Origin of the sequence: Herbaspirillum sp. Sphag64 (assembly GCF_014192645.1) — a bacterium.
Classification (GTDB): Bacteria; Pseudomonadota; Gammaproteobacteria; order Burkholderiales; family Burkholderiaceae_D; genus Herbaspirillum.
The window spans coordinates 1-24,806 of sequence record NZ_JACHYE010000004.1; the positions used below are offsets into that span (position 1 = coordinate 1).

Consider the following 24,806-nt stretch of genomic DNA (forward strand, 5'->3'; position numbering starts at 1 on the left):
CAAGACCAAATTAAAAGGGCTGAGTCCTGTGCAATACAGAACTCAGCCTTTGGCTGCCTAGCAATTAAACCGTCCAACTTTATGGGGTCAGTTCAGTGTGATGGTGGGTTTTTTGTTGAACGTTCTAGGCAATTATTCGATTGCGTAGAATGTCTGATACGACGGCTGTGTTTATTTGAACAGCAGACGAATCGAGTCAAGCGCACGGCCAAGGAAACCAGCTGGACCAACGGATTCCAGTGCCACCAGCGGCAACTCGGTCACGACCTTGTCATCAATAGTGACCTTCAAGGTACCGACCTTGGCGTTTTCCGAGATCGGCGCGATCAGGGGGTCATTACGTTCCACGCGTGGTTTGATCTTGTCTGCCGAACCCTTCGGAACGGTGACGTAGACATCATGGGTAAAGCCGATCTTGATCTTGCCTTGTGAACCCTTCCACACATCCGGGGTATCCACAGCTTGCCCCTTGCTGTAGAGCTTCACCGCATCAAAGTTCTGGAAGCCCCAGTTCAGCAGCTTCTGGCTTTCCTGTGTGCGGACCTGATCGGAGACGGTACCGACGACGACCGAGATCAGACGGCGCTCTCCGTTCGCGACTGGACGCCTGGCCGAAGTAATCAGCGAGTAGCCTGCGCTATCGGTGTGGCCGGTCTTCATGCCGTCCACAGTTGGGTCGCTCCACAACAGACGGTTGCGGTTAGGTTGCGTGATGTTGTTATAGGTGAATTTCTTGGTCGAGTAATAGGTCTTGTAGTACTCGGGGAAATCGTTGATCAGGTTACGGCACAGGATCGACAGATCGCGTGCAGTGGTATAGGTCTCAGGGCTGGGCAAGCCATGGGGATTGCTGAAGTGCGTACCTGTCAGGCCTTGACGTTGGGCTTCACGGTTCATCAGAACCACGAACGCATCGCTGGTGCCAGAGACGGCTTCCGACAGCGCCACTGCAGCATCGTTACCCGACACCACGATCAGGCCATACAGCAGATTGTTGATGGTCACTGGTTTGTTGGGCTCAACAAACATTTTTGAGCTGCTGGGATCGACTTTCCAGGCGTTGACCGACACGCTGACTTCCTGATTCAGGTCCAGACGCTTGTCGCGCAGCGCGGCGAAGGCCAGATAAGCTGTCATCAGTTTCACCAGCGATGCTGGTTCAACACGCATGTCGGCATCTTGAGACGCGACAACCTGATTACTGGAGGCATCCAGCAGCAGCCAGGATTTGGCAGCGACGCTAGGTGGTGGAAGGCTTTGGGCGCTTGCCGCCGTGAAGGTCAGGAGGGATGTGGCGAGTGCCACGAGGTATTTTTTCATCTTGGTGTAAAGAAAATGTCCCGCTGTTGGCAGGCGGGATCGACGGTTGAAAATGCAGAGTGTGGATGAAACGACATGGAGTCTAAATAGGCCTCTTGTTGCGCCATGGGCACTGAACGCGCAAATGGACAAAGCGGATGACAATATTCACATCACCTTACTTGCCCATCTGCAATTTGCGCTAACGGTGCCACATTTCGACCACCAGATTTTTGATATGTTGCAGCCTGCGATGAAAAAAGTGATCTGCTCCCGGGATAACAACAACTGGCAATTCCTGAGGCCGGGCCCAGTCCAGCACGGCGATCAGAGGGATCGTGTCATCCAGTTCTCCGTGAATCAGAATGGTGTTGGCAGGCACGTTGGGCATCGGCCATTTACCCGCTGCCGTGCCGACCAGTGCCAGACGTTCAGCTGGCGGTTGCGCTGGATCGTTTTGGGCGGTCAGGCGTTGCTGCAGTTGTGACTGGACAAAGGTGCCAAACGAGAAGCCCGCCAGCGCCAGTGGCAGCTCAGGATACTGGCGGCGCATATGCGTGAGCAGCAGCGCCATGTCATCGGTTTCGCCTTGTCCATGGTCATGTACGCCTTCGGATTTGCCGACGCCGCGGAAATTCATGCGCACAGTGACATAGCCGAGTGCCAGGAAAGACCGTGCCAGCGTCTGCGCTACCTTGTTATCCATAGTGCCACCAAACAACGGGTGCGGATGTGCCACCAGTGCCAGGCCGCGTGGTTGCACGAATTGTTCGGAGTCTGGCAGGTCCAGTGCACATTCGAGCAGACCGACCGCACCATCAATCAGGAAGACTTGGGTATGGGCATTCATTACAGGGGCAGAGAATCAAAAAATTCAGAGGGAGATCAGATCTTCAGGCGGTCAACGATCTTGCCGCCGACGATATGGGAATCGATGATGTCATCGATATCCTGATTGTCCACATAGGTGTACCAGGTACCCTGCGGATAGATGACCAGGACCGGGCCTTCTTCACATCGCTCAAGACAGCCAGCCTTGTTGATTCGGACCTTGCCCTCGCCAGCCAGACCGAGTTGCTTGATGCGTTTCTTGGCGTGTTCCTGCGCTGCCTGCGCGCCTTTGTCAGCGCAGCAGGTCCGCTCGCCGGGTTGACGCTGGTTGAGACAGAAAAACACGTGATGTTCGTAAAAAGGGGTATCTGCCATGATTGCTGGAGTGAGAAGCAAAGACGTAATGATACACCTCGCAGCCCTCTACTTCTGGCTCCGTGCTGTATGGACAGGGTGGTAAAGGAACCATAACGCCAGGAACGGCCACAATACCGACAGAAATTGTGCCGCCCCATCGAAATTGAGAAATTTGCCCTGGACCCAGGTTTGCAAAGTGGAAACAAAATATGGATTGGCAGGTACCGCGTTCGTCACCAGCAGGCTGAAGATTAGTGCCAGTGCTGCGATACGGCGCTGCGCCACCGGTGGCGCCCAGGACAGTCCTGCCAGCATCAGCCCGCCCAACAGCAGACCGCCCGCTGCACCGGGAGTGAACCAGACAAATGCATTTTCCGGTGCGAAGAACAGCGCGCAGGCGAGTGATTTAATGGCACCGGCGCTGGCCAGATATACCCATGAAAGCACGTTGCGCGGAGCTTGCTTGCGCAGCAGCAACAACATCGTCAACATGGCACCGGTCAAGCCGCAGGCTGTCACCACAACTTCCGCGAGCCAGTATTGTTCGGCGTTGAGCTGCGCCAGATTGGTCCACCAGGTGGCCAGATCAATCGGCGTTTCCAGAAAATCCGACAGCAAACCCGACAGCGGTGGCACCAGGTGGCCGAGGCCGAACAGGTGATTCTGGGGATAGACCAGTGCCAGTGGCCACAGGCCAACGACGACCAGTCCACGGCTGGCGGTCCGGGAGAACCAGCGACGACGTATCTCCAGCAAACGACTTTCCAGCAAAAAGTAGCGACAGGTGAGCGCACCGAATACGGCGCCGACCACCGTACCGCAGCTATTGGCGAGCAAGTCCAGATTGGAGGAGACGCGCGTCGGCAAGTAGGTTTGCACGGCCTCCATGACTGCCGACAGGGCGACACCTGCAAGGATACTGAGCAGGCATGCGCGCCAGCTGCGCAGACGGGGGTAAAGTGAATACACTACTAGTGCACCAAAGGGCGCGTAACCGACGATATTGGTCCACAGATCGAAACCGGTCCAGTAATAAGGCAGGCGCGCCCACAGATAACTGAACGGCGGTAATCCCATGTCACGCCATCCAGAAAACGGATACCAGCTGGCATAGATGATGAGCAGCGTGTACAGCAAAAGACTGAAACGGGCGAAGGCGGAGGTGGCAGTCTGGTGGGTGAGATTTTCCTGTGGCAGGTCAGTAGCGTCAGAGGAAGTGGCGTTGTCAGGAGCGTCCATGGCAGGGAGCGTACCCGATTTCATCATCGCTTGCACCTTCGACAACCGTTACAATGTCGCCCATGTACGCACCAGAACATCCCTCCCCAGACCGTACCGCAGCCCCTGCAGAGAGCTTGTCGGCTGCGCGCATCGTAGCCTTGATTGCTGCTTCTACCAATGATCACGCAAAGTCGGTGGCGATTGAGGTTGTTGCCGAAACCGGCTCGACCAATGTCGATTTGCTGGCGCGCGCAGGAAGCTTGACGACGCCAGTGCTGCTGGTCGCTGAATCGCAGACAGCTGGTCGGGGCCGCGCTGGCCGTTCTTGGGTAACTAGTCCCCGTTCGGCGCTGACCTTTTCCCTTGCCTGGAAATTTAATCGTCCCCTGCATGCGCTGATCGGTTTACCGCTGGCCATTGGTGTGGCATTGGCAGAGGCATTGCAAGTGTTTGGTGTTCAGGTCGAACTGAAATGGCCAAACGACCTGCTGCGCGATGGCGCCAAGCTGGCGGGAATTTTGATCGAAACGGTGGCAAGCAAGCCAAGCCAAGCCGATGGCACTTGGCTGGTCATCGGTGTGGGCATCAATCTGACATCGTCAGAGGCCTTGCAGCAGCATATAGGTCGTACGGTCGCTGACGTTTCTGATTTGCAACGAATTGATCGCGAGCGTTTGCTGGCGTTGTTGCTCAGCGCACTATCGGATGCCCTGGCTGAGTTCGATGCGCATGGTTTTGCGGTTTTTGTAGCGCGTTGGAACCGGCTACATGCCTACGCCGGCCGCGCCGTACGGATTCTTGAACAGGATCGTATCGTGCATCAGGGCACTGCGGTGGGTGTTGACGCCAGTGGCTGTTTTCTGATGGATACGGATACTGGTCGTATTGCGGTGCTGGCGGGTGATGTGTCGTTACGGTTGCGGGAGTAGATCGTGCTGCTACTCATCGATGCTGGCAATACGCGGGTCAAATGGGGCGTGCCCGAAACAGCGATGGCACTGCCATCAACGCTGTCCGGATTGCACTGGCAACGTTCTGGCGCAGTCGATCATGTCCAACTGGCACAACTGGTCGATGCGTGGCAGGGATTGCTCGTCACTCAGGTATTGATTGCCAACGTTGCGGGTCCAGCAATGCAGCAGCGCTTGCGTGGGCTCTTGCACCATGTATTTGGAATGGCCCTCAGAATCGACTGGTTTGCTTCTGTGCCGGAGCTGGCCGGGATCAGCAATGGCTATCGAGATCCAGCGCAGTTGGGAGTCGATCGGCTGGCATGCGCGATTGGTGCCCATGCGTTGTTTCCTGCGCAATCATTGATCGTTGCCAGTTGTGGGACGGCGACCACGATCGATGCAGTCACCGCTGACGGGCGCTTTATCGGCGGCATGATTCTGCCTGGTATTGCCCTTATGGCAAACGCGCTGGCGCGCAACACTGCGCAATTGCCGCAGGTTGAACCAGTCAATGACTTGTCATCCCCGTTTGCCGATAACACTGTTGATGCGATTGCCAGTGGCTGCGTGGCGGCACAAGTTGGTGCGATTGAACGTGCTGTGACAGCCCTGCGCGCTACGCAGGGCGAGGTGCTCTGCGTGCTGGCAGGCGGCGCTGCCGGGCAGCTAGTTACGCAACTGGCGGTAGCGTGCGAAAAAGTCGATAATCTTGTGCTGCTCGGCCTGTACGTGGTGGCCACTCAACCAGACTCTTCACTGACGACGCTCCCTACATGCTGAAATTGTTTTTTTGGCTACTGTTGATTGCTAACGGCGTTCTGCTCGCCATTGAGGGCGGGCTTCTCGGCAGCAACCCGGCAGAACGCCATGAGCCACAGCGTCTGCAACAGCAATTACAGCCACAAACACTGACAATTTTGCCGCCCAACAGCGCCAAGCTGGTCCAGCCTGTGACGGCTGAACAGGCCAGCGCAACGCCACAGCTTGACAACGTACCTGCCAGTGATGGCAAAACGGCAATAGCGGCGGCCTCGCCCTCGGCAACAACGGCTACCGCACCAGTTGCCTTGCCGAAGCCAGCCGTAACGACGTCGCCAGGCACAGCTGGCGCAGCCGCAGCGCGCCCGGCAGATAAGCCCGAACCGAAAGAACCGAAACCAGAACCCAAGCCAGCCCCCATTGCTTGTCTCGAGATTGGCAATTTCAATACCGCCGAAGCGCGCCGCTTCGAATCACAACTGGATGACTTGAGTCTGTCGGTCAAGCCGACCCGGAGCAGTGTGCAGGACGTTGCGAGTCATATGGTCTATGTTCCCTCTCAGGGCAGCAAGGAAGCGGCCGAACGCAAGGCTGCCGAGTTGCGTCGCCTCGGCGTTGAAGATTTTTACGTGATCCCGGAGTCGCAACCCAATCCCGCCTTGCACTGGGCCATTTCGCTGGGAGTTTTCAAAACCGAGGATGCCGCCAGGGCCTACGTCAGTCAGTTGAGCGGGATGGGTGTTCGTAGTGCGCGCGTCATGGTACGTACTTCGGGCGCTAGCAAGCAGGTTTATCAATGGCGCAATATTGATCCTGCCATCAAGACGACGCTGGAGGCGCTGAAAGCCAAATTTCCGGGGCAAGACCTGCGCAATTGCGGCGGGTGAACGCCAGCTCAGGGCTGTGGCTGATCTGAAAATGATCGGCGGCTCCAAAAAAACTCCCTCCGAGACGGCAACTCATCCACAAACTTGGCGCGCTTTCCATGTAAAATTCCGGACATTCCGAATATCTATCTGCTCAGGATCTGCGCCATGCCCGACTTCACCGATCTGACCGACGTTGCCCCTCAAATCAAGGCCGAAATTCTGGCTGAGGCGTTGCCCTACATCCGTAAATTCCATGGCAAAACGATCGTGGTCAAATATGGTGGCAATGCCATGACGGAAGAACGCCTCAAGCATGGTTTTGCGCGTGACGTGATCTTGCTGAAACTGGTCGGCATGAATCCGGTTGTGGTGCACGGCGGTGGACCGCAGATTGATAATGCCCTCAAGAAAATCGGCAAGCAAGGCACCTTTGTGCAAGGCATGCGGATCACCGATGAAGAAACCATGGAAGTGGTGGAGTGGGTGCTGGGCGGCGAAGTGCAGCAGGATATCGTGATGTTGATCAATCATTATGGTGGTCAGGCAGTTGGCCTGACAGGCAAGGATGGCGGCTTAATCCGCGCCCACAAGATGCGCATGCCGGACAAGGAGCATCCGGGCGAGTTTCTGGACATCGGTTTTGTCGGTGAAATCGAAGCAATCAATCCGGCCGTGGTCAAGGCGTTGCAGGACGATGCGTTCATCCCGATCATTTCTCCGATTGGGTTTGGCGCTGACGGTCAGGCCTACAACATCAATGCCGATGTGGTGGCGGGCAAGATTGCTGAAATCCTGCATGCCGAAAAGCTGATCATGATGACCAACATTGCCGGTGTGCAAGACAAGGAAGGTAATTTGCTGACCGATCTCTCGGCGCGCGAGATTGATGAAATGTTTGAAGATGGCACCATCTCCGGTGGAATGTTGCCGAAAATCTCGTCAGCGCTGGATGCTGCCAAGTCGGGTGTCAACACCGTGCACATCATTGATGGCCGCATCGAGCATTCGCTGCTGCTGGAAGTGCTGACCGAGCAGGCTTTTGGTACGATGATTCGCTCTCACTGAGTATTTGGCAGCGGTCATCGCACCATCCAGTAAAAGGCGCTCCCGGTATTGACCGGCAGCGCCTTTTTTATTGTTAGCGCGATACGATCCTACGGGTGCAGACCCCTATTCAATTCGCTCGACTTTGAGGCCACGCTGCTCCAGTAGTGCGGGTAAGCCGTTGCTGCCGGTCAGGTGCAGCATGCCGATTGCGGCAAAGACGCCATCCTGCTGCGTCAGCAAGTCAGCAATGCGTTCTGCCAGGTAAGGGTTGCGCTCATCCAGCAAGACTTCTTTGGTAAACCGTGTCACGAAGCTGGCCTTGTCGGACTTGTCGTTGAGTAATTCAGCGAGTCCGTTGAGATCGCCGCGACGCCAGCACTCGGCCATGGCCTTGAGCTCGGTTGCACTTTCGGCATCATGGAGTTCCTTGATGGTGTCTGCGAGCAACAGATTTTCTTGCGCCGGGGACAGTGCCGCGAACAGGGCCATTTGTCTGGCGGCACCTTCCAGTTCAATCACTGGCTTGTTGCGCTTGAGAATGGCATTAGCCAGATAGCTGTCGACGGCCAGTTGTGACTGGTAGCCGCTACCTTCTGCCTCCTCCACGGTGAGCAGACTGGCAATCATCCAGGGCCGCATACGCTCGATAGATTTGGGGTCGATATGGTACTGCGCGAGCACTTTCAGGAGCTGCTGTTGTAGCGGAGCACTCAGCGCAGTACGAAAACTTTGGCCGGGTGGATAGACGCCGTATTGCTCAATGGCTGCCTGCAAGCTATCAAGTTTGGTCGGATCAAGCTCAAGCGCGACGGCCGGTGCCCGTTCAAGGGCCTGCATCACCTCCGGTGCGAGCGGATAGAAATCTGCTGCGCCAACGTGAATCGTACCGAATAGATACAGCGTGTGATGACCATCCTGCACACGAAACAGTGCTCCGCCAGCCTGCTTGGCTGTTTGCTGAGCAGTTGCTACTGGCAGATAAAGACAGAGCAGACAACTCAAACTCACTATAATCAGGCGTCGCAGCATCTTCGTTTTACTCCCATTGTTTCTCTCAATTCACTGATCGCGTTTTACCGTGCCGAATACTACACCGCTCTGGCTGTTCGATCTTGACAACACCCTGCACAACGCTTCTCACGCGATTTTCCCGGCTATCAATGCCAACATGAACGTATTCATGACACGCGTGCTGGAAGAGCAGGGGCTCCCTGCCGATCAACAGGCCGTCAACGAGATGCGTCAGCGTTATTGGCGTTTGTATGGCGCAACCTTGATTGGCATGATCCAGCATCATGAGGTCAGGTCAGAAGATTTCTTGCGTGATGCACATGCATTCCCTGACCTGGCGAGCATGATTCGCGCCGAGCGTGGATTATCGCATCTGCTGCGGCGATTGCCTGGGCGCAAGATTTTGCTGACGAACGCGCCGCGTCGTTATTCACGGGATGTGGTGCGGCATCTGGGCTTGCATCGTCATTTTGAAAAACATATTTCGATTGAGCAGATGCACGTACATCGCCGACTCAGGCCCAAGCCATCGCGGCAGATGCTGCGTAAGTTATTGGCCCGAGAGCGCGTCCCCGCCAGACGCTGCATTTTGGTTGAGGATACGGCGGTCAATCTGAAATCGGCAAAAAATCTGGGTTTGCGCACAGCGTGGGTAACGCAGTATCTGCACGGTAATGTTCATGTTACCGGGATCGATGCGAGGCGACAGTCGACGATGCATCCAGCTTATGTCGATGTGAAGGTCAAATCGGTGCGCCAACTTGCTACCCATCTTGGACGATTGGCTCGCTAATAATGACTAATCGGCGCAGTCTGCGCACCAGCCTTTGATGGTCAGCTCGATTTCGTGGCTGCGAAAACCCTTGCCCAATGACTTTTGAATCGCATTCTGGAGTTGTGCTGCGGTCGTCTGGTGCTTACCCGAAGAGGGTAGGACGCTTTCCAGAAAGCCTGCTTCACCGCTACCATCGAGACAGAACACCCTTGAGCAGCGTGTGCACTTGAAGTGCCCGTGCTGATGTTGAGCCGGATTATTGCCAGGACCATGATCATGATTACGGTGTTCGTGGTGGTCGCCACTAGTGCCTGCGTTGTAGCGGAAGATGCGGTCGTCGCTGGAAATCTTGTGCGCCAGACCAGCTTCGGTCAGGCAATCCAGCGCCCGGTAAAGGGTAACGCGGTCCATGCCAACCAGCTTGTCCTGAATATCTTGATGTGACACCGCGCTGCGCGCCTGCAGCAGCATTGCCATGACGCTCACACGTGCCTGCGTGACACGCACTGCGGCATCACGTAGCCTGACTTCCGCCAGCGCTTGCGCTTGGGATGGTGCCAGCTCGTGGGAAGGCATGGTCGCCTTGCTAGCGGTGATATCGGCAGATTTGGACGTCATGCGTGTTGCGAAAATAAGTTAAGACCGGGTGAGCAGGTGTGATGTCTGGCAGGCTAAGCGGGATGGCACAGCGCAAGTCGAATTATGCCCCAATTTGCAGGTGCGGGCTGTTGTTGCACGCTACGGCATTACCGTCTACTTCGGCGGGACCTTCTTTGCACGTGGATGGGCGGCATCATAGACTTGCGCGAGGCGTTGAAAGTCGAGTGAGGTATAGACCTGGGTGGCGGTAATGGAGGCGTGCCCCAGCAATTCCTGCACCGCGCGCAGATCGCCTGAGCCTTGCAGCAAATGTGATGCAAATGAATGTCGCAAGACATGTGGGTGCACATTGGTTGCCATGCCGAGCGCCTGTGCATGCGCCTTGAGTCGTAATTGCGCAACCCGCACCGACATGCGCGTCCCTCTCTCACTCAGAAACAGTGCGTGTGGATCGCCATCGGCATGTCGAGCGAGGATGCTTGCACGCCCTTCGAGCCACTGCTTGATCGCATCTATTGCAGCTTGCCCGACAGGCACGCTACGCATCTTGCTGCCTTTGCCGGTGACCGTAACTTCGTGGTTGTCCAGATCGATCCAGCCCAGCGACGAGTAGTTGTTTTCCTGGTGGAAGCGCACATCCAGCCCAACCAGCTCCGAGACCCGCAGACCGCTCGAATAAAGCAGTTCGAACATGGCGCGATTGCAGCGTTGCAGCGTCTCGTCCTCGGCCTTGAGGGGATTGCCATGGGATACCAGATGAACTGCATCATCCGCGGCCAGCGCCTTGGGCAGTGGTTTTGTCTTTTTTGGGGCTTTGACGCCGTCAACCGGATTCGATGGCAGGTCGCGTTGCTCTGAGAGCCAGTCGTAGAAGCCGCGCCATGCGGAGAGCTTGCGTGCAATCGAGCGTGCATTCAAGCCTTTGGCGTGTAACTGTGCGGCGAATTTGCGGATCTGGACATGTTTGACGGCGTACATGTCGATTGCCATGGAGTGGCACAGAGAAAGCAGTTCCTGCAGATCTCGGGCGTAATTGGAGATCGTGTGCGGTGACAGCATGCGCTGATGTTGTAGGCTGTCGAGATAAGCTGATAAAACCAGTCGGTTATCGTCAGCATTGGTATCCTGCATGGCACTCCTGGTATCGATGGCGCTCACACAGGATTCCAAAAATCAGTGAGTGCTCAGTGTTGCAGACAAGACAGTGCGGCGCTGGCGGTTTCTGCGATACGACTCAAAAAATCGGTGCCCATGTCGTCGGTGAAGCGACTGGCATCTGCCGAACCCAGAACCAGCAGGCCAAATGCCTGCGGTGCTGCGCCGACCCGCAACGGCAATAGTGCCAACGATTTGATGGCAGCTGCATCTTCCAGCCAGCCAGCGGCATCGATATCGTTGTTTGCGCCGCAAAATGGCTTGCTCAGGCCATCAGCAAAGGTGCGCGTCGTATCTGATGCAGGCATATTGAACCATTGACCTTCATGGCGACCATGGATATTCCAGAGGCGCAAGGTCACTTGCGGCACATCAAATATGGTTTGTAGCTGACTGATTAAGGTCTGTGGCAGGTCGCTGTCATTGCGTGCCAGCAGCAAGGCCCGTGTCCAGGCTTGAAACTTGTTGCTGATGTCTTCGTTTTCTTGCGCATGGCGCAGCATATCGGCGACATGTATTTCCTGTACCTTGATCTTCTCGCGCAGAATTTCCATCTGCCGCTCCTGCAAGGAGATGGCGCGACCCATCAATGGACTAGTGAGCCGGATCCGGCCGAGTAATTCAGCATGCTCTTCAAAGAAATGCGGATGATCGAGCAGATATTCGGCGATTGAATCGGAGTCCAGTTGGGTGGTCATGTGCGGTACGAAGTCTTGTTGAGCTGCTGTGGTGCGCCAGCGGGCGCACAATATCGCGAGATTATCTACGCTATCGAGCATGCTGACAACTGAAACTACAGCTGTTCCTGGCCATAGGGAAAATTTCTCGCCCAAAGCAAACGGGCTTACATGATTGCTCATGTAAGCCCGTAGCGTTTAACTCAAGTTCTGATTCTGACGCACAAGGCGTCAGAGGTTCAGAGGCTTAAATTAGAACTTGTGACGAACGCCGACTGCAACGGCTGTTTGGTTAGTACCGCCGCCAGTTGCATCAACCACGCCTGGGTTGTACAGGTTGGAGGAGTGCACGTAACCCAGGAATGCATAAACGTCAGTACGTTGCGACAGGTTATAGTCGGTACCCAAGCTAACTTGTGTAACCTTGCCATTAGTACCTACGCCGTCAAACTGTGCGCTTGCGTAGTCAACAGCTGCCAACAGCTTCAGAGCTGCAGACAGCGAGTACGCAGTACCGATTTCATACGCATTGACTTTCTTTGCGTTAGCCAGTGTTGCGTTGGAGTTTGTTGCCAGGCTAGTAGTCGATGTTGCCAGGCTGGTGAACACGGAAGTAGTGCCACCGTTTACGACTGTGCCTTCAACGTTCAGAGGCTGCTTGACTTGCGACCAGTTAGCATACACACGTGCTGGGCCAACTTGGTAGCTGCCAACCAGAGTGAACACCTTCTGTGCTGTGCTGCCAGCGTTACCAGCAGAGTAGATCGGTGTAGTTGTGGTTGTCGATGTCAAGCTGGTGTCAGCTGTGTTCGCGTTAGTAGCACCAACCTTCGATTGGTAGTAAGTTGCGCCCAGAGCCAGAGGACCGTTCACATACGAACCACCGAAGCTGAATGCTTGACCGTCAGAAGTTTGGCCTGCTTGTTCACCGAAACCATACAGTGCAGTAGCTGTGAAGCCGCTGATTGCGTTGGTTGTGTAGCTGATCGAATTGTTGGTACGTGTACCTTGCAGACGATCCAGGTTGGAACCGGAGTTACCAACGAAGCCACCGAAGTCGTTCACAGCGGTGTAGGCGCTGATGGTGTCGTTCCAGTCAGTTTGACGACCAACCAACACAGTACCGAAAGTGGTGCTGGAGAAACCAACGTTGGACTTACGACGGAACAGAGTTGGGGAACCACCGTTGGCGTTGTTCAGAGCGCCAGTGTCGCTGTAGAAGCCAGCTTCCAGATTGAAGACTGCGCTCAGACCGCCGCCCAGATCTTCAGCGCCCTTGAAACCCAGACGCGAACCTTGGATGTTGCTGGAGCCGGAGTTCACCGAGAACTTGCTGCCAGTAACACCAGTAGTGCCAGCTGCCGAGTTTTCGTAAGTAACGTTAGTATCGATGATACCGTAGATTGTGACGGAGCTTTGAGCGTGTGCAACACCTGCGAACGCGCCGAATACGGCCAATGCGAGCAGCGATTTTTTCATTTGACATCCTTCTATAAAAATAGTCTTGAGGATCCGTACATCTAGTCGGATGGTGTGACATTAAGGGTTCTCATTCCTTATGGCCTCAGATTGGTCGTTTGGATCGCAGAGTTTTGGTTGAAATTCCTAATCTTGCCCGGGAGTGTTGTTTTTTTCTAACGTTCTGGCCGTTGAGGCAACACATTTGAGCTCGTCTTTGTGTTTTTTACAAAGAGGGCAGGTATCTGTCGTATCTGTTGTCATTTCAATCATCGCATCAAGTTTTGGATCTTGAATTGTTGTTTTAAAGCTCCACTTATGGCACTGAAATCAGGAATAAAAAAAATATAGTGATTTATGAGTGATAATTTTTTCCTTTCAGAGCAAGGTTGAATTGGTTTATGGCGAGTCGTGAAGATCTGGCAACTATTCGTGCAGCACGCGCTGGTGGCGCAGCGGCGCAATTGGCACTGGGGCAGCGTTACTTGTTTGGTGGCAATGGTTTGCCGCAGAGTTTTGCTACTGCGCTGCATTGGCTGGAGCGCGCTGCCAGACAAGGTGTGTCAGATGCATGGATGGCCATTGGGGAACATGTTCCTTATGAAGTTGTGCTGCAACTGCCGCAACCGATGGAGTTGCTCATCTGGTATGAGCGCGCCTTTGATTCCGGAATGAAGGCGGCGGGAATGATATTCGCCCGGGTTGTTCTGGCTAACCGGGGGCATCCGGCCGCCCAGGCAATGTTGGGTAAGGCAATCAAAATACTGGAAGCCGAGGCCCATGCAGGAAATCCAGATGCCCAATGGTTGTTGTCTCAGCAGCAAGTCATGCAGGCGCTGGATCATCCTCAGCAACCCAATGTCAATCCCGCTGGCGCCGTGGTGGCCACTGAGTGGGCGCAGAAAGCAGCCGATGCAGGTATTGGTGCAGCGCAACTGGCATTGGCAGACGCGGCTTGGCAGCGGGGTGACCGAAAAGATTTCATTCGTCGGGCACGACCTTTGGGGCGTGCGTTACTGGCGCAATATACTAACGAGCTAACGCAACTGAATGCGCCATCGGAGGCGCTTGCCGCAAGTCTTGGTGAGGACAATATCGTATTGTTGTCACGGTTGTCACTGGCGGTTGATACGATGGAGGACGGCTGCATTGATGAGTTCCAGCAATTGCTGGAGCTTGCTGCTTATGCTGATGACAAGACGGCACAGTTGTCGCTTGGATTATTTTATGCGCGCATGAGTGAGGATGGTGGAAAGGCGTTTGCTGCTTGTGGTTCTGCTAATTACAAAAAAGCAATTCGTTGGCTCACGCATGCAGGCGAGCGAGGCATTGCAACGGCCTGGTTCGCTCTGTCACGTATCTATCTCAAGCCTGAGTTTTCTCAACGCAATCTTGCCGATGCGCAGCATTATCTTGAGCGCGCTGCAGAAATGGGGCATGCACAGTCACAGTTGGAATGTGGCAATACGGCATGGCGCAATCGTCGCGATGATCCGGTCAATGATGTGCGTGCGGTGTATTGGTTGCAAAAAGCGGCAGCGCAGGAGAGCGTCGAGGCCCGCCAGCTATTGTTCAAGATTGCAGACCGTCCTGCTCCGGCGGCATGGGCGGTGGAAGGGCGACGCGCGATGACCAGGGAATTTTTGGCGGCTTATCCATTTCTTGTGGCTCGACTTGAGTTGGCGGCATTATTTGGCTTGAGTCGTCCGGAAGCGTTGTTGATTGATCTGAAACGAGCCGATTGTGGGCATTGTCTGGTCGTCGATATTCGCGATCACTATGCACGCAGCAAGCGACGCCTGATTCTGGTTGAGACGGGGGAGGAGCGTCAGGTGCTTAATCGCATCGGTCGCTTGTTTGAGGACGTCGACTGCAGCCTGAGCGGGCCCGAGGGTAATTATCGTCAGCGTATGTATCGTCTGAAAACCGCCATGCCTCAGGACCTAGATGAGCAGGAAGATGATCTGGTCGAAGAGTCCTGAGCACAGAGTGTTCTGAAGCGTCTTCTATCTCGTGTATCCAGCTTATATTTATATATATGAGACTGGCTCGCTCGATTCAAAGCGAAATGTTCCAGTCGCAATTTTTAGAGCTCAATTTCGCCTTCGAATACCGACACCGCAGGCCCTGTCATCATGACCGGGCTACCTGGTCCCGCCCAATTGATGACCAACTCGCCGCCATGGGTCTGGACCGCAACCGGCGACGTGAGAACGCCACGCAGAACTCCTGCAACAACTGCCGCGCAGGCCCCGGTACCACAAGCCAGCGTTTCTCCAGCGCCCCGCTCATAGACGCGTAGATTGATGTGATGCGCATCGACAATTTGCATGAAGCCTGCATTGACGCGTTTGGGGAAGCGGGGATGGCGCTCAATGACGGGGCCGTCGATCAGCACCGGCGCTGCCTCACTATCCTCCACGATCTGTACTGCGTGCGGGTTGCCCATGGAAATGACTGAAATCAAGGTCGTCTTGCCATTGATCTCTAGCGGCCATAAAGCGTCTCGCTGCTGCTGCGTGCTGCTTAGTCCGCTCGCATCGAAAGGGACGTCGGGGGGATTTAGTATTGGTGCACCCATGTCAACTGTGACTCTGCCATCCTCCTCCAGCATGGGCTCAATCACGCCTGACATGGTTTCGACGCGGATCACGCGCTTGTCTGTCAATCCCTTGTCGCTGACAAAGCGCGCAAACGCACGTGCGCCGTTGCCGCATTGCTCGACTTCACCACCGTCGGCATTGTAGATGCGATAACGAAAATCAATGCCCGCTGCTTGCGGTTTTTCAACGACCAGCATCTGATCAGCGCCGATGCCAAAGCGTCGGTCGGCAATAAACTTCCATTGATCAGCGCTCAGATTGATGTGTTGATGGATAGCATCAACGACAACGAAATCGTTGCCGGCGCCGTGCATTTTTGTGAATTTGATTTTCATGAATCAATTATAGAGCGGTCTATTCGTCTTTGCCGTAGACGTTGGGCGTGCCTGGAGGGTGCGTCTTGAAACGTTTGTGCGCCCAGAAATATTCGCTAGGTGCTTCGAGTACGCGCTCCTCAATGAAGGCATTCATGCGTCGTGTGGCAGCCACAATGTCATCGCCGGGATAGTTCTCCCATGCGGGATAAAACGTGGTTTTCCAACCCTTGTAGTTGGGAAGGAAAGTGGTGATGGCCGGGACGACATTTGCCTGCGTGGCAGCGGCAATACGCGCAGTAGCGGTCAAGGTCGCAGCAGGAACGCCGAAGAAAGGCACAAACTCGGCGTCACGCAGGCCAAAATCCATATCCGGCAGCATGATGAATGGCAGGCCGTCGCGCATGGCGCGGATAATAGGTTTGACTCCCTTCTCGCGCGACAGCAATGTGACCGGGCGGAAGCGCGAGCGTCCTTTCAGCAAGGCCTGATCAACGATCTGATTCTGTTGTTTGGCATAGATGGTGCAGACCGAGAAGTCGGAATTGAGCACCAGCGCAATGCCAGGAATTTCCAGGCAGACAAAGTGCGGGCAGAGCAAAATGGTTGGGCCGGACTTGAGGGTATCCAGCGGGACGGCAGGTTCCACCTTGATCAGTCTTTTCAGTCGCGCTTCAGATGCCCACCAGAGAATGCCTCGCTCCAGCGCGCTACGCGCATAAGCCTGAAAATGTCCTTTGGCGATCGCAACACGTTCGGCTTCTGTCTTGTCGGGAAAGCACAGGCGCAAATTGGTCAGTGTAATGTGCCGCCGTGGCTTCATGATGATGAACAGCAAACTTCCCAGCGCTTCTCCAAGTCTGCCCAGAATGGGCAATGGTAGCCAGTGCAGCAGCCACATCATGGCAAGTAATGCTCTCATGACCGCACTCCAGTTGTGTCTGTTGTGCCTGGCGGGGTCACGCCCGGCGGTGTCTTGTAGCGGTTATAGCTCCAGATGTATTGCGCCGGGCAGCGTGAAATCAGTTTTTCCATTGCAAGGTTGATGGCGCGCGCCTGTTCTTCCTGTGTGCTGCCGAGAACCTCATCAAATGCGACGAAACGGATCACGAAACCGCGCCCCCAGGAAAGTCGTTCTCCATAGGTAAGAATGATTGGCGCACCGCTCATCTGATGCATCTTGGCCGACAGCGTCATCGTGTACGCGGGCTTGCCAAAAAAATCCGCCCATACGCCTTCACCGTTCTGTGGCACCTGATCCGGCAGCAGCCCGATTGCCTTGCCACTCTTCAACGCTTTCAGCAAGATACGTACGCCAGACAAGTTGGCCGCTGCGAGATGGAGATTGGGGCGCGCGCGCGCGCCTTCAATCAAAGGTTTGAGCGCAGCCTTGCGTGGCGGACGATACAAGGCAGTCAGAGAGGTTTGCTGAGCAATAACCTGTGCCGTGATTTCGAAGCAGCCCAGATGCGGGGTCAGGAAAATCACGCCGGTGCTGCGATCAAGCGCAGCTTGCGCGAGTTCCCAGTTATCAATGCGCGCCGCACGCAGCACGCGTTCTGGTGAGGCGCACCATATGAATGGGAGTTCGAAGATGCCTTTGCCGGCCTCGTTGACCGCAGGTATTAAATGTTGCCGGTAACCAGCACGTGCAAGATTCTCATTCAGTCTTTTGCGATAGGACGGTGATGCCAGATAGACAAGCCAGCCGATGCAGATCCCGATGACGTGAAGTATGGGGAGTGGGAAATAGGAGAGCAGACGAAATAGAGAAACGATCATACGTGCCGGGAGTAGGTGTGCCGGATCAGGAATTCCCTGAAATTGCCGAAAAATTTCAAGAGGCGTAAAATAGCATGAAAGCCGTCGAGTTAATGACAACTTGCGAGACGGGATATAAATTTCGCTAAAGCGTCGCAGGCTCGAAGATGTAGTCGCGACAGACATAAACCCATCTTTCCCTCAGGAGCCTGCATGTCAAACGAATATCTTTTCACTTCCGAATCCGTTTCCGAAGGTCATCCAGACAAGGTCGCCGACCAGATTTCTGATGCCATTCTGGATGCGATCTTCACCCAGGATCCAAGTTCGCGCGTTGCCGCAGAAACCCTGTGCAATACCGGTCTGGTGGTACTGGCTGGTGAAATCACGACACGTGCCAACGTAGACTACATTGATATCGCGCGTCAAACCATCAAGCGCATCGGCTATGACAATGCTGATTATGGTATCGACTACAAGAGCTGCGCTGTTCTGGTTGCCTACGACAAACAATCCCCTGATATTGCCCAAGGTGTGGATGAAGGACGCGGTCTGGATTTGGACCAGGGTGCCGGCGACCAGGGACTGATGTTTGGTTATGCCTGCGATGAAACACCAGAACTGATGCCAGCCGCCATTTACTATGCGCATCGTATCGTCGAGCGTCAGTCCCAGCTGCGCAAGGATGGTCGCCTGCCGTGGTTGCGTCCTGATGCGAAATCGCAGGTCACACTGAAATATGTGGATGGTCGTCCGGTAGCGATCGATACCATCGTGTTGTCGACCCAGCATGCACCAGAAATGGAACACAAGGCGATTGAAGAAGCCGCGATCGAGGAAATCATCCGCCCGGTGCTGCCGGCAGAATGGCTGAAAAACACCCGCTACCTGATTAATCCGACTGGTCGTTTCGTGATTGGTGGTCCGCAAGGCGATTGCGGTCTGACTGGCCGCAAGATTATTGTTGACACCTATGGTGGTGCTGCACCGCACGGTGGCGGCGCTTTCTCTGGCAAGGATCCTTCGAAGGTTGACCGTTCTGCGGCCTATGCAGGTCGTTATGTGGCGAAAAACATCGTGGCAGCAGGATTGGCATCACGTTGCCAGATTCAGGTGTCGTACGCTATCGGTATCGCCAAGCCAACGTCGGTCATGGTGACAACCTTTGGTACTGGCAAGATCAGTGATGAAAAGCTGGCAAAACTGGTACTGGAGCATTTCGATTTGCGTCCAAAGGGTATTGTGCAGATGCTTGATCTGCTGCGTCCGATTTATCAGAAGACGGCAGCTTACGGTCACTTTGGTCGCGAAGAGCCGGAATTCACCTGGGAACGTACAGACAAGGCGGCTGCCCTGCGTGCCGCAGCAGGTTTCTAAGTGAAGAAATTGCATCCGGATCGTTGATCTGCGATGCAAAAATAACAAGCAAAGCGCATGACGCTTTGCTTGTTGCTCTGTTTAGCAACGGAGCTCTCGTATGTGCTGGCATTGCATGTGAGAAGTGATTTACAATGCCTTTCCGTATCAAGGAGCGTTGCGACGAAACCCACAGCGGTTTTGCCAGGCTTGATACCGTCACACCGCAACTGCGCTCACGTTACTTTTTTTCTGATTTTCTATGAAAGGAGGGCGTGAACAACGCCGCAGCCATGAATGCCAATTCCACTATTTCCAACTTGCAATCCAGCGCAAGCACCGGTTTCAATGACTATGTCATCGCCGATATTGGCCTCGCAGCATGGGGTCACAAGGAAATTCGCATCGCCGAAACCGAAATGCCTGGCCTGATGGCCATCCGTGAAGAGTTCGCTGCCACGCAACCACTCAAGGGTGCGCGCATCACCGGCTCAATCCACATGACCATCCAGACAGCGGTGCTGATCCAGACGCTCGAAGCGCTTGGCGCCAAGGTGCGTTGGGCATCCTGCAATATTTACTCGACCCAGGATCACGCCGCTGCTGCAATCGCTGATGCAGGTACGCCAGTATTTGCATTCAAGGGCGAGAGTCTGGATGACTACTGGGAATTCACCCACCGTATCTTCGAATGGCCGGGCGCAGAAGACCAGCAAGCCAACATGATTCTCGACGATGGCGGCGATGCGACCCTGTTGTTGCACCTCGGTACACGCGCGGAAAAGGATGCTTCCGTGCTCAACAATCCGACTTCGGAAGAAGAAATTTGCCTGTTCAACTCGATCAAGAAGCGTCTCGCCACGCATACCAACTGGTATTCATCGCGTCTGGCACAAGTCAAGGGCGTGACTGAGGAAACCACGACCGGCGTGCATCGTCTGTATCAGATGCATAAGGAAGGCAAGCTGGCTTTCCCTGCTATCAACGTCAACGATTCCGTGACCAAATCCAAGTTCGACAATCTGTACGGTTGCCGTGAGTCGCTGGTCGACGGTATCAAGCGTGCTACCGATGTCATGATCGCCGGCAAGGTTGCAGTCGTGGCTGGCTATGGTGATGTTGGTAAGGGTTCTGCACAAGCTTTGCGTGCATTGTCGGCCCAGGTCTGGGTGACGGAAGTCGATCCGATCTGTGCGCTGCAGGCAGCCATGGAAGGCTATCGTGTAGTGACCATGGATTACGCGGCCGAGCATGCTGACATTTTCGTCACAGCAACCGGCAACTATCATGTGATCACACACGAGCACATGAAGAAGATGAAAGATCAGGCGATTGTCTGCAACATTGGTCACTTCGACAATGAAATCGAAGTCGCAGCGTTAAAGCAATACACCTGGGAAAACATCAAGCCACAAGTCGATCACGTGATCTTCCCGGACGGCAAGCGCATCATCCTGTTGGCCGAAGGACGTCTGGTCAACCTCGGCTGTGCTACCGGCCATCCTTCCTATGTGATGAGCTCCTCGTTTGCCAATCAGACGATTGCGCAGATTGAATTGTTCGTCAATACCAAGGACTATCCGGTCGGTGTCTACACCCTGCCCAAGCACCTCGATGAAAAAGTTGCCCGCCTGCAGCTCAAGAAGCTCAACGCACAGCTCACCGTGCTCACGCCGGAGCAGGCTGACTACATTGGTGTGAAGCAGCAAGGCCCGTTCAAGCCTGAACATTACCGTTACTAATCTGGTAATGACTCTGCCTGGTGACGATAATATCTGTCGCCAGGCAGGTGTTAGTTTGCGAATGGCATCCAATTCTTGATCGCATCATCCGCTTATCCCCGAAGGACGTTCCATGTTGTTGCTTACCTGGCTGGTCAATGCGCTTGCATTGCTTGCTGTTCCTTATTTGATGCACTCGGTGCAGGTTGACAGCTTCGGTGCTGCGCTCATTGCCGCCCTGATATTAGGATTCGTCAACACGTTGGTGCGTCCGGTGTTGGTCGTGCTGACCCTGCCGGTCACGCTGTTGACCCTCGGTTTATTCATCCTGCTCATTAACGGACTGATGTTCTGGGTCGTGGCGCAGTTGGTCGGTGGTTTTCACGTTGCTGGCTTCTGGTCTGCAGTCGGCGGTGCGATCGTCTACAGCATCGTTTCGTGGGCGCTGTCGACGCTATTGCTTAAATCGTGACACTTCAGTACTGACACATTCTTCCTGATACAGAATCACGCTTGTCATGACATCACATAATTTCAGCATTGAGTTTTTTCCTCCGAAGACCCCTGAGGGCGTGGAGAAATTACGCGTTACTCGTGCCAAGCTGGCCGAGTTGCAGCCTAAATATTTTTCGGTGACCTTTGGTGCCGGCGGTTCTACCCAGCAAGGTACGCTGGATACCGTCCTGGAAATTCTGGCAGAAGGTCATCAAGCCGCACCGCATCTTTCTTGCATCGGTAGCTCACGTGGCACCTTGCGCACCATCCTCAAGGAATACAAGGCGCATGGCATCAAGCGTCTGGTGGCATTGCGCGGCGATTTGCCTAGCGGTTACGGTGCAGTCGACTTATCCTCTGGCGAATTTCGCTATGCCAATGAGCTGGTCGAATTCATTCGCGCTGAAACCGGCGACTGGTTTCATATCGAAGTCGGTGCCTACCCTGAAATGCACCCACAGGCACGCTCGCCTCAAGATGATGTGCAGCAATTTGCGCGCAAGGTAAAAGCCGGTGCCGATGCCGCAATTACCCAGTATTTTTACAATGCGGACGCCTATTTCCACTTCGTTGAACAGACGCGCAAGCAAGGCGTGGAAATTCCGATTGTTCCCGGCATCATGCCCATTACCAATTATTCGCAATTGATGCGCTTTTCGGATATGTGCGGTACCGAGATCCCGCGCTGGGTTCGTCTCAAGCTGGCAAGTTATGGTGACGACACCGAGTCGATTCGGGCGTTTGGGCTGGATGTGGTGACCGAGCTGTGCGAACGCCTGCTCAAGGGTGGCGCACCGGGCCTGCATTTCTATACGCTCAATCAGGCCAACGCCACGATGGCGATCTGGCAACGACTGGTCGATTGATTGCAGCTTTCTCTGCGGATCGAGTGACAAAGCCGGCAAGCGCACGCTGCCGGCTTTTTTATTGGACTGTGCGAGACGCAGTGTCAGGGACCAGTCACAATCAAGTCCAGGGCAATGTCGTGTTCTTCACCGGCGAATATGACTTCCGCATCGCTGTAAGCCACGCCAATACTGAAGGGGCGAGGCGACTGTACCAGTGTGCGGTCATAGAAGCCGCCACCATAACCGAGCCGTAGACGATCGGCATTGAAACCTAGACAAGGAATCACGAGTGCCTGTGGCTGTACGGTAATGTCCGAGGCCGGTACCAAGGTACCCAAGGCATCTTTGACGAGGGTTTCACCGGGTGTCCAGGCGATAAATTCCAGTGGCAATGCAGTCCCACGAATAATTGGTAATGACAGGTGCACGCCTTGCCTGCTCAAGGCGTTATAGAACGATGTCAGATCGGGCTCGCGCCGGATTGGATGGTAGACGCCAAGGCTGCTGACCGGATGGGCTTGCCACCATGCCAGCAGACGCGCGCAGATGGCAGCTTCTGCCGCAGCCTGGTCAGCGCTGCTGCGCTGGCGACGTTGTTCCAGCAATTGTTTGCGGATGGCAGACTTCGCAGAAGGTTCGTCGCTGTTCTCGTGATCGCGTACTATTGTTGCTGTTGTCATCTTGTTCCAACTAGGATTGTCTCAGAATGCAATTTAAGAAATCTGTGTGCGCCATTACTTGCGCTTTCACTCTGGCCTTCAGTCTGGCGCTACCAGCCCAGGCGCAAAAAAAACTGCCGTCTGATGCTGCACCGGATGACATTTTCCTGGCGCTGCGGGATGCGGTCCGGGCAGATGACTCTGCGACCGCGCTCACGCTGGCCTCACGTTTGCCTGATTATGTCATTCCTTCCTACGTTGACTATTATCGCCTCAAGCCGCGTGTGCGTGATTTCACCGCTTCACAGGCTGAAATTCGCGAGTTTCTGAATCGCTATGATGGTAGCGCCATTGCTGATCGCCTGCGCAACGACTGGTTGCTGGCGTTGGGTAAAAATGGTGACTGGGCCACCTTCGATGAGCAGTATCCCTTGTTCATTCTCAACGATGACGTACAGGTGAAATGTTTTGCACTCACTTCGCGTGCGCTAAAAGGCCAGAATGTGGCTGATGAGGCGCGTGCTGCGCTGATCAGTCCCAAAGACTATGGTCAGGGTTGCAGTGATTTGATTGTCACCTTGTTCCAGAATCATCAATTTGACGACAATGATATCTGGGCTCAAATCCGGCAGGCAGTCGAGGCGGGGAGTCCTACCGTAGCACGCCGTGCTGCTGCGGTTTTCAATGACCGCACCGATGTCGTGCTGCAACAGGCGATCGACAAGCCGGGCCCATTACTGGCACGTGGCCCGGGGAAAACCCGCACTGCACATGAACTCTACATCGTGGCACTGGGTCGGGTAGCGCGTAACAATGCGCAGCAAGCGGGCATGTTGCTTAATACTGCCAGCGGCCTGTCTCAGCAGGAGCAGGCAACGGCCTGGGCCCAGATTGCGCTGCAGGCCTCCATGAAACTGACACCGGAAGCGATTGACTACTGGCGCAAGACACGTGATGTCCCTCTGTCCTACGAAGCCTATCAGTGGAAAGCGCGTATCGCCTTGCGTGCAGGAGACTGGAAGTTGCTGCGCAGCACCATTGATGTTATGCCGGCGTCGTTGCGTTCGGACATTACCTGGACTTACTGGCAGGCACGCGCACTGCGCCAGGATGGACAGAATGAGGCCGCACAAAAGCTGTTTCAATCGATTGCCTCGAATGTCGGCTTTTATGGGCAGCTGGCGACTGAGGAATTGGGCAAGAAAATTGTGATTCCTCCCGGACCTGTGCCGGCAACTGCTGCCGAGATTGCACCCATGGCGCAAAACGAAGGTTTCAAGCGGGCGCTCAAATTCTACGATCTGAACATGCGCTTTGAGGGTATCCGCGAGTGGAACTGGGAACTGCGCAAGATGAACGACCGGCAATTGCTGGCCGCTGCAGAGTTTGCCCGACAAAGCGATGTGCTGGACCGGATGGTCAATACCTCCGAACGCACCCGCGCCGAGATGGATTTCACTCAACGCTTTCCCGCGCCCCATTTGACGGAAATGACTGCCAGCACCCGTGCGCTCGGACTGGAGAATGCCTGGGTCTACGGCCTGATCCGACAAGAGTCGCGTTTCATCAAAAATGCGAAGTCTTACGTTGGTGCATCCGGTTTGATGCAACTGATGCCGTCGACCGCAAAATATGTCGCTCGCAAGATCGGGATGTCTGAGTTCAGTCAGGATCAGATCAATGACATCAATACGAATATCTTGCTGGGTACCAATTATCTCAACATGGTGCTCAACAATCTGGATGGTTCGCAGGCACTTGCCACCGCAGCCTACAATGCCGGGCCATCACGCCCGCGCAGCTGGCGTGCGACTTTGCCAGGTCCGGTGGAGGGGGCCATCTTTGCCGAGACGATCCCTTTCAATGAGACCCGTGGCTATGTCAAGAATGTTATGTCCAATGCCACGTATTACGCCGCCATTTTTGAAAACCGGCCGCAGTCGCTCAAACAGCGGCTTGGCATGGTCGGACCAAAGGTTGATGCACCAACTGATTTGCCTTGATGTCATGGTGGTAAGGCGAACAACGACAAACAAC

General features: G+C 54.8%; 24 protein-coding genes and 1 riboswitch. Of the genes, 11 read left to right on the plus strand and 13 right to left on the minus strand.

Annotated features, from left to right (window positions below):
• Positions 1–171: 171 nt before the first annotated feature.
• The 4 genes from FHW66_RS08615 to FHW66_RS08630 form a co-directional block, all read right to left on the minus strand.
• Positions 172–1,320, minus strand: coding sequence for a D-alanyl-D-alanine carboxypeptidase family protein (locus FHW66_RS08615; RefSeq protein ID WP_183379378.1), 1,149 nt, complete (start codon positions 1,318–1,320; stop codon positions 172–174).
• Between the two features lie 181 nt (positions 1,321–1,501).
• Complete coding sequence (locus tag FHW66_RS08620; protein WP_183379379.1) at positions 1,502–2,149, minus strand: alpha/beta hydrolase; 648 nt, start codon at positions 2,147–2,149, stop codon at positions 1,502–1,504.
• A gap of 35 nt (positions 2,150–2,184) precedes the next feature.
• A complete protein-coding gene (locus tag FHW66_RS08625; protein WP_183379380.1) occupies positions 2,185–2,505 on the minus strand; it encodes a ferredoxin in 321 nt (106 codons plus the stop codon).
• A gap of 48 nt (positions 2,506–2,553) precedes the next feature.
• A complete protein-coding gene (locus FHW66_RS08630) occupies positions 2,554–3,753 on the minus strand; it encodes a VanZ family protein (RefSeq protein WP_255458890.1) in 1,200 nt (399 codons plus the stop codon).
• Between the two features lie 35 nt (positions 3,754–3,788).
• Between FHW66_RS08630 and FHW66_RS08635 the strand changes: the two genes are divergently transcribed.
• The 4 genes from FHW66_RS08635 (at position 3,789) to argB (ending at position 7,354) form a co-directional block, all read left to right on the plus strand.
• Positions 3,789–4,637, plus strand: a complete 849-nt coding sequence (locus FHW66_RS08635) for a biotin--[acetyl-CoA-carboxylase] ligase (RefSeq protein ID WP_183379381.1) — start codon at positions 3,789–3,791, stop codon at positions 4,635–4,637.
• Positions 4,638–4,640: 3 nt separating this feature from the next.
• Positions 4,641–5,441, plus strand: a complete 801-nt coding sequence (locus FHW66_RS08640) for a type III pantothenate kinase (protein WP_183379382.1) — start codon at positions 4,641–4,643, stop codon at positions 5,439–5,441.
• Positions 5,435–6,307, plus strand: a complete 873-nt coding sequence (locus tag FHW66_RS08645) for an SPOR domain-containing protein (RefSeq protein ID WP_183379383.1) — start codon at positions 5,435–5,437, stop codon at positions 6,305–6,307. The genes FHW66_RS08640 and FHW66_RS08645 overlap by 7 nt, the downstream gene beginning before the upstream one ends.
• A gap of 147 nt (positions 6,308–6,454) precedes the next feature.
• Positions 6,455–7,354 carry an acetylglutamate kinase gene (gene argB, locus FHW66_RS08650; RefSeq protein ID WP_183379384.1) on the plus strand — a complete coding sequence of 300 codons (900 nt, stop codon included), beginning with the start codon at positions 6,455–6,457 and terminating at the stop codon, positions 7,352–7,354.
• 105 nt (positions 7,355–7,459) lie between these two features.
• Here argB and FHW66_RS08655 read toward each other — a convergent pair whose 3' ends face one another.
• On the minus strand, positions 7,460–8,344 hold the full coding sequence (locus tag FHW66_RS08655) for a TraB/GumN family protein (RefSeq protein ID WP_370543436.1): 885 nt from the start codon (positions 8,342–8,344) through the stop codon (positions 7,460–7,462).
• Positions 8,345–8,414: 70 nt separating this feature from the next.
• On the opposite strand from FHW66_RS08655, the gene FHW66_RS08660 reads away from it, so the two are divergent.
• Entirely contained in the window at positions 8,415–9,140 is a 726-nt protein-coding gene (locus tag FHW66_RS08660; RefSeq protein WP_183379386.1) for a pyrimidine 5'-nucleotidase, read from the plus strand.
• 6 nt (positions 9,141–9,146) lie between these two features.
• Here the strand turns inward: FHW66_RS08660 and FHW66_RS08665 are convergent, their stop codons facing one another.
• From FHW66_RS08665 to FHW66_RS08680, 4 genes are all read right to left on the minus strand, one after another.
• Complete coding sequence (locus tag FHW66_RS08665; RefSeq protein WP_183379387.1) at positions 9,147–9,740, minus strand: transcriptional repressor; 594 nt, start codon at positions 9,738–9,740, stop codon at positions 9,147–9,149.
• A gap of 135 nt (positions 9,741–9,875) precedes the next feature.
• The gene (gene xerC, locus FHW66_RS08670; protein ID WP_183379636.1) at positions 9,876–10,853 is read right to left on the minus strand and encodes a tyrosine recombinase XerC; all 978 of its coding nucleotides are present in this window, start codon (positions 10,851–10,853) and stop codon (positions 9,876–9,878) included.
• 53 nt (positions 10,854–10,906) lie between these two features.
• The gene (locus FHW66_RS08675) at positions 10,907–11,575 is read right to left on the minus strand and encodes a DUF484 family protein (RefSeq protein ID WP_183379637.1); all 669 of its coding nucleotides are present in this window, start codon (positions 11,573–11,575) and stop codon (positions 10,907–10,909) included.
• A gap of 231 nt (positions 11,576–11,806) precedes the next feature.
• The gene (locus FHW66_RS08680) at positions 11,807–13,033 is read right to left on the minus strand and encodes a porin (RefSeq protein WP_183379388.1); all 1,227 of its coding nucleotides are present in this window, start codon (positions 13,031–13,033) and stop codon (positions 11,807–11,809) included.
• Between the two features lie 380 nt (positions 13,034–13,413).
• On the opposite strand from FHW66_RS08680, the gene FHW66_RS08685 reads away from it, so the two are divergent.
• Positions 13,414–14,994, plus strand: coding sequence for a tetratricopeptide repeat protein (locus FHW66_RS08685; protein WP_183379389.1), 1,581 nt, complete (start codon positions 13,414–13,416; stop codon positions 14,992–14,994).
• Positions 14,995–15,098: 104 nt separating this feature from the next.
• Here the strand turns inward: FHW66_RS08685 and dapF are convergent, their stop codons facing one another.
• Genes dapF through FHW66_RS08700 form a run of 3 tightly spaced genes read right to left on the minus strand, consistent with a single transcriptional unit; the run spans position 15,099 to position 17,711 of the window.
• Positions 15,099–15,950 (minus strand): diaminopimelate epimerase, encoded by an 852-nt coding sequence (gene dapF, locus FHW66_RS08690; protein WP_183379390.1) that lies wholly within the window; start codon positions 15,948–15,950, stop codon positions 15,099–15,101.
• Between the two features lie 19 nt (positions 15,951–15,969).
• Positions 15,970–16,851: a lipid A biosynthesis acyltransferase gene (locus tag FHW66_RS08695; protein WP_183379391.1), complete on the minus strand. Its 882-nt coding sequence runs from the start codon at positions 16,849–16,851 to the stop codon at positions 15,970–15,972.
• A complete protein-coding gene (locus FHW66_RS08700; protein WP_183379392.1) occupies positions 16,848–17,711 on the minus strand; it encodes a lysophospholipid acyltransferase family protein in 864 nt (287 codons plus the stop codon). Before FHW66_RS08700 ends, FHW66_RS08695 begins: the two co-directional genes overlap by 4 nt.
• A 192-nt stretch (positions 17,712–17,903) precedes the next feature.
• Between FHW66_RS08700 and metK the strand changes: the two genes are divergently transcribed.
• The 4 genes from metK to metF all read left to right on the plus strand — a co-directional run bounded on the left by metK (position 17,904) and on the right by metF (position 22,128).
• On the plus strand, positions 17,904–19,067 hold the full coding sequence (metK, locus tag FHW66_RS08705; RefSeq protein WP_183379393.1) for a methionine adenosyltransferase: 1,164 nt from the start codon (positions 17,904–17,906) through the stop codon (positions 19,065–19,067).
• A gap of 143 nt (positions 19,068–19,210) precedes the next feature.
• Positions 19,211–19,291, plus strand: a riboswitch (S-adenosyl-L-homocysteine riboswitch).
• A gap of 48 nt (positions 19,292–19,339) precedes the next feature.
• The gene (gene ahcY / locus FHW66_RS08710; RefSeq protein ID WP_183379638.1) at positions 19,340–20,788 is read left to right on the plus strand and encodes an adenosylhomocysteinase; all 1,449 of its coding nucleotides are present in this window, start codon (positions 19,340–19,342) and stop codon (positions 20,786–20,788) included.
• A 112-nt stretch (positions 20,789–20,900) separates the two neighbouring features.
• Positions 20,901–21,239 carry a phage holin family protein gene (locus FHW66_RS08715; RefSeq protein ID WP_183379394.1) on the plus strand — a complete coding sequence of 113 codons (339 nt, stop codon included), beginning with the start codon at positions 20,901–20,903 and terminating at the stop codon, positions 21,237–21,239.
• 46 nt (positions 21,240–21,285) lie between these two features.
• Entirely contained in the window at positions 21,286–22,128 is an 843-nt protein-coding gene (metF, locus tag FHW66_RS08720) for a methylenetetrahydrofolate reductase [NAD(P)H] (RefSeq protein ID WP_183379395.1), read from the plus strand.
• An 83-nt stretch (positions 22,129–22,211) separates the two neighbouring features.
• Here metF and FHW66_RS08725 read toward each other — a convergent pair whose 3' ends face one another.
• Positions 22,212–22,790: a 5-formyltetrahydrofolate cyclo-ligase gene (locus tag FHW66_RS08725; protein WP_183379396.1), complete on the minus strand. Its 579-nt coding sequence runs from the start codon at positions 22,788–22,790 to the stop codon at positions 22,212–22,214.
• Positions 22,791–22,816: 26 nt separating this feature from the next.
• Between FHW66_RS08725 and FHW66_RS08730 the strand changes: the two genes are divergently transcribed.
• Positions 22,817–24,772, plus strand: a complete 1,956-nt coding sequence (locus FHW66_RS08730; protein WP_183379397.1) for a lytic transglycosylase domain-containing protein — start codon at positions 22,817–22,819, stop codon at positions 24,770–24,772.
• Positions 24,773–24,806: the final 34 nt, after the last annotated feature.

What these genes read in the sequence shown, in the direction of transcription:
- FHW66_RS08635 (WP_183379381.1), top strand. Translation starts at nt 3,789, where the DNA reads ATGTACGCACCAGAACATCCCTCCCCAGACCGTACCGCAGCCCCTGCA.
- FHW66_RS08700 (WP_183379392.1), bottom strand. Translation starts at nt 17,711, where the DNA reads ATGATCGTTTCTCTATTTCGTCTGCTCTCCTATTTCCCACTCCCCATA.
- FHW66_RS08695 (WP_183379391.1), bottom strand. Translation starts at nt 16,851, where the DNA reads ATGAGAGCATTACTTGCCATGATGTGGCTGCTGCACTGGCTACCATTG.
- FHW66_RS08665 (WP_183379387.1), bottom strand. Translation starts at nt 9,740, where the DNA reads ATGACGTCCAAATCTGCCGATATCACCGCTAGCAAGGCGACCATGCCT.
- FHW66_RS08630 (WP_255458890.1), bottom strand. Translation starts at nt 3,753, where the DNA reads ATGATGAAATCGGGTACGCTCCCTGCCATGGACGCTCCTGACAACGCC.
- FHW66_RS08625 (WP_183379380.1), bottom strand. Translation starts at nt 2,505, where the DNA reads ATGGCAGATACCCCTTTTTACGAACATCACGTGTTTTTCTGTCTCAAC.
- metK (WP_183379393.1), top strand. Translation starts at nt 17,904, where the DNA reads ATGTCAAACGAATATCTTTTCACTTCCGAATCCGTTTCCGAAGGTCAT.
- metF (WP_183379395.1), top strand. Translation starts at nt 21,286, where the DNA reads ATGACATCACATAATTTCAGCATTGAGTTTTTTCCTCCGAAGACCCCT.
- FHW66_RS08715 (WP_183379394.1), top strand. Translation starts at nt 20,901, where the DNA reads ATGTTGTTGCTTACCTGGCTGGTCAATGCGCTTGCATTGCTTGCTGTT.
- ahcY (WP_183379638.1), top strand. Translation starts at nt 19,340, where the DNA reads ATGAATGCCAATTCCACTATTTCCAACTTGCAATCCAGCGCAAGCACC.
- FHW66_RS08680 (WP_183379388.1), bottom strand. Translation starts at nt 13,033, where the DNA reads ATGAAAAAATCGCTGCTCGCATTGGCCGTATTCGGCGCGTTCGCAGGT.
- FHW66_RS08730 (WP_183379397.1), top strand. Translation starts at nt 22,817, where the DNA reads ATGCAATTTAAGAAATCTGTGTGCGCCATTACTTGCGCTTTCACTCTG.
- FHW66_RS08685 (WP_183379389.1), top strand. Translation starts at nt 13,414, where the DNA reads ATGGCGAGTCGTGAAGATCTGGCAACTATTCGTGCAGCACGCGCTGGT.
- FHW66_RS08645 (WP_183379383.1), top strand. Translation starts at nt 5,435, where the DNA reads ATGCTGAAATTGTTTTTTTGGCTACTGTTGATTGCTAACGGCGTTCTG.
- FHW66_RS08620 (WP_183379379.1), bottom strand. Translation starts at nt 2,149, where the DNA reads ATGAATGCCCATACCCAAGTCTTCCTGATTGATGGTGCGGTCGGTCTG.
- FHW66_RS08725 (WP_183379396.1), bottom strand. Translation starts at nt 22,790, where the DNA reads ATGACAACAGCAACAATAGTACGCGATCACGAGAACAGCGACGAACCT.
- dapF (WP_183379390.1), bottom strand. Translation starts at nt 15,950, where the DNA reads ATGAAAATCAAATTCACAAAAATGCACGGCGCCGGCAACGATTTCGTT.
- argB (WP_183379384.1), top strand. Translation starts at nt 6,455, where the DNA reads ATGCCCGACTTCACCGATCTGACCGACGTTGCCCCTCAAATCAAGGCC.
- FHW66_RS08615 (WP_183379378.1), bottom strand. Translation starts at nt 1,320, where the DNA reads ATGAAAAAATACCTCGTGGCACTCGCCACATCCCTCCTGACCTTCACG.
- FHW66_RS08675 (WP_183379637.1), bottom strand. Translation starts at nt 11,575, where the DNA reads ATGACCACCCAACTGGACTCCGATTCAATCGCCGAATATCTGCTCGAT.
- xerC (WP_183379636.1), bottom strand. Translation starts at nt 10,853, where the DNA reads ATGCAGGATACCAATGCTGACGATAACCGACTGGTTTTATCAGCTTAT.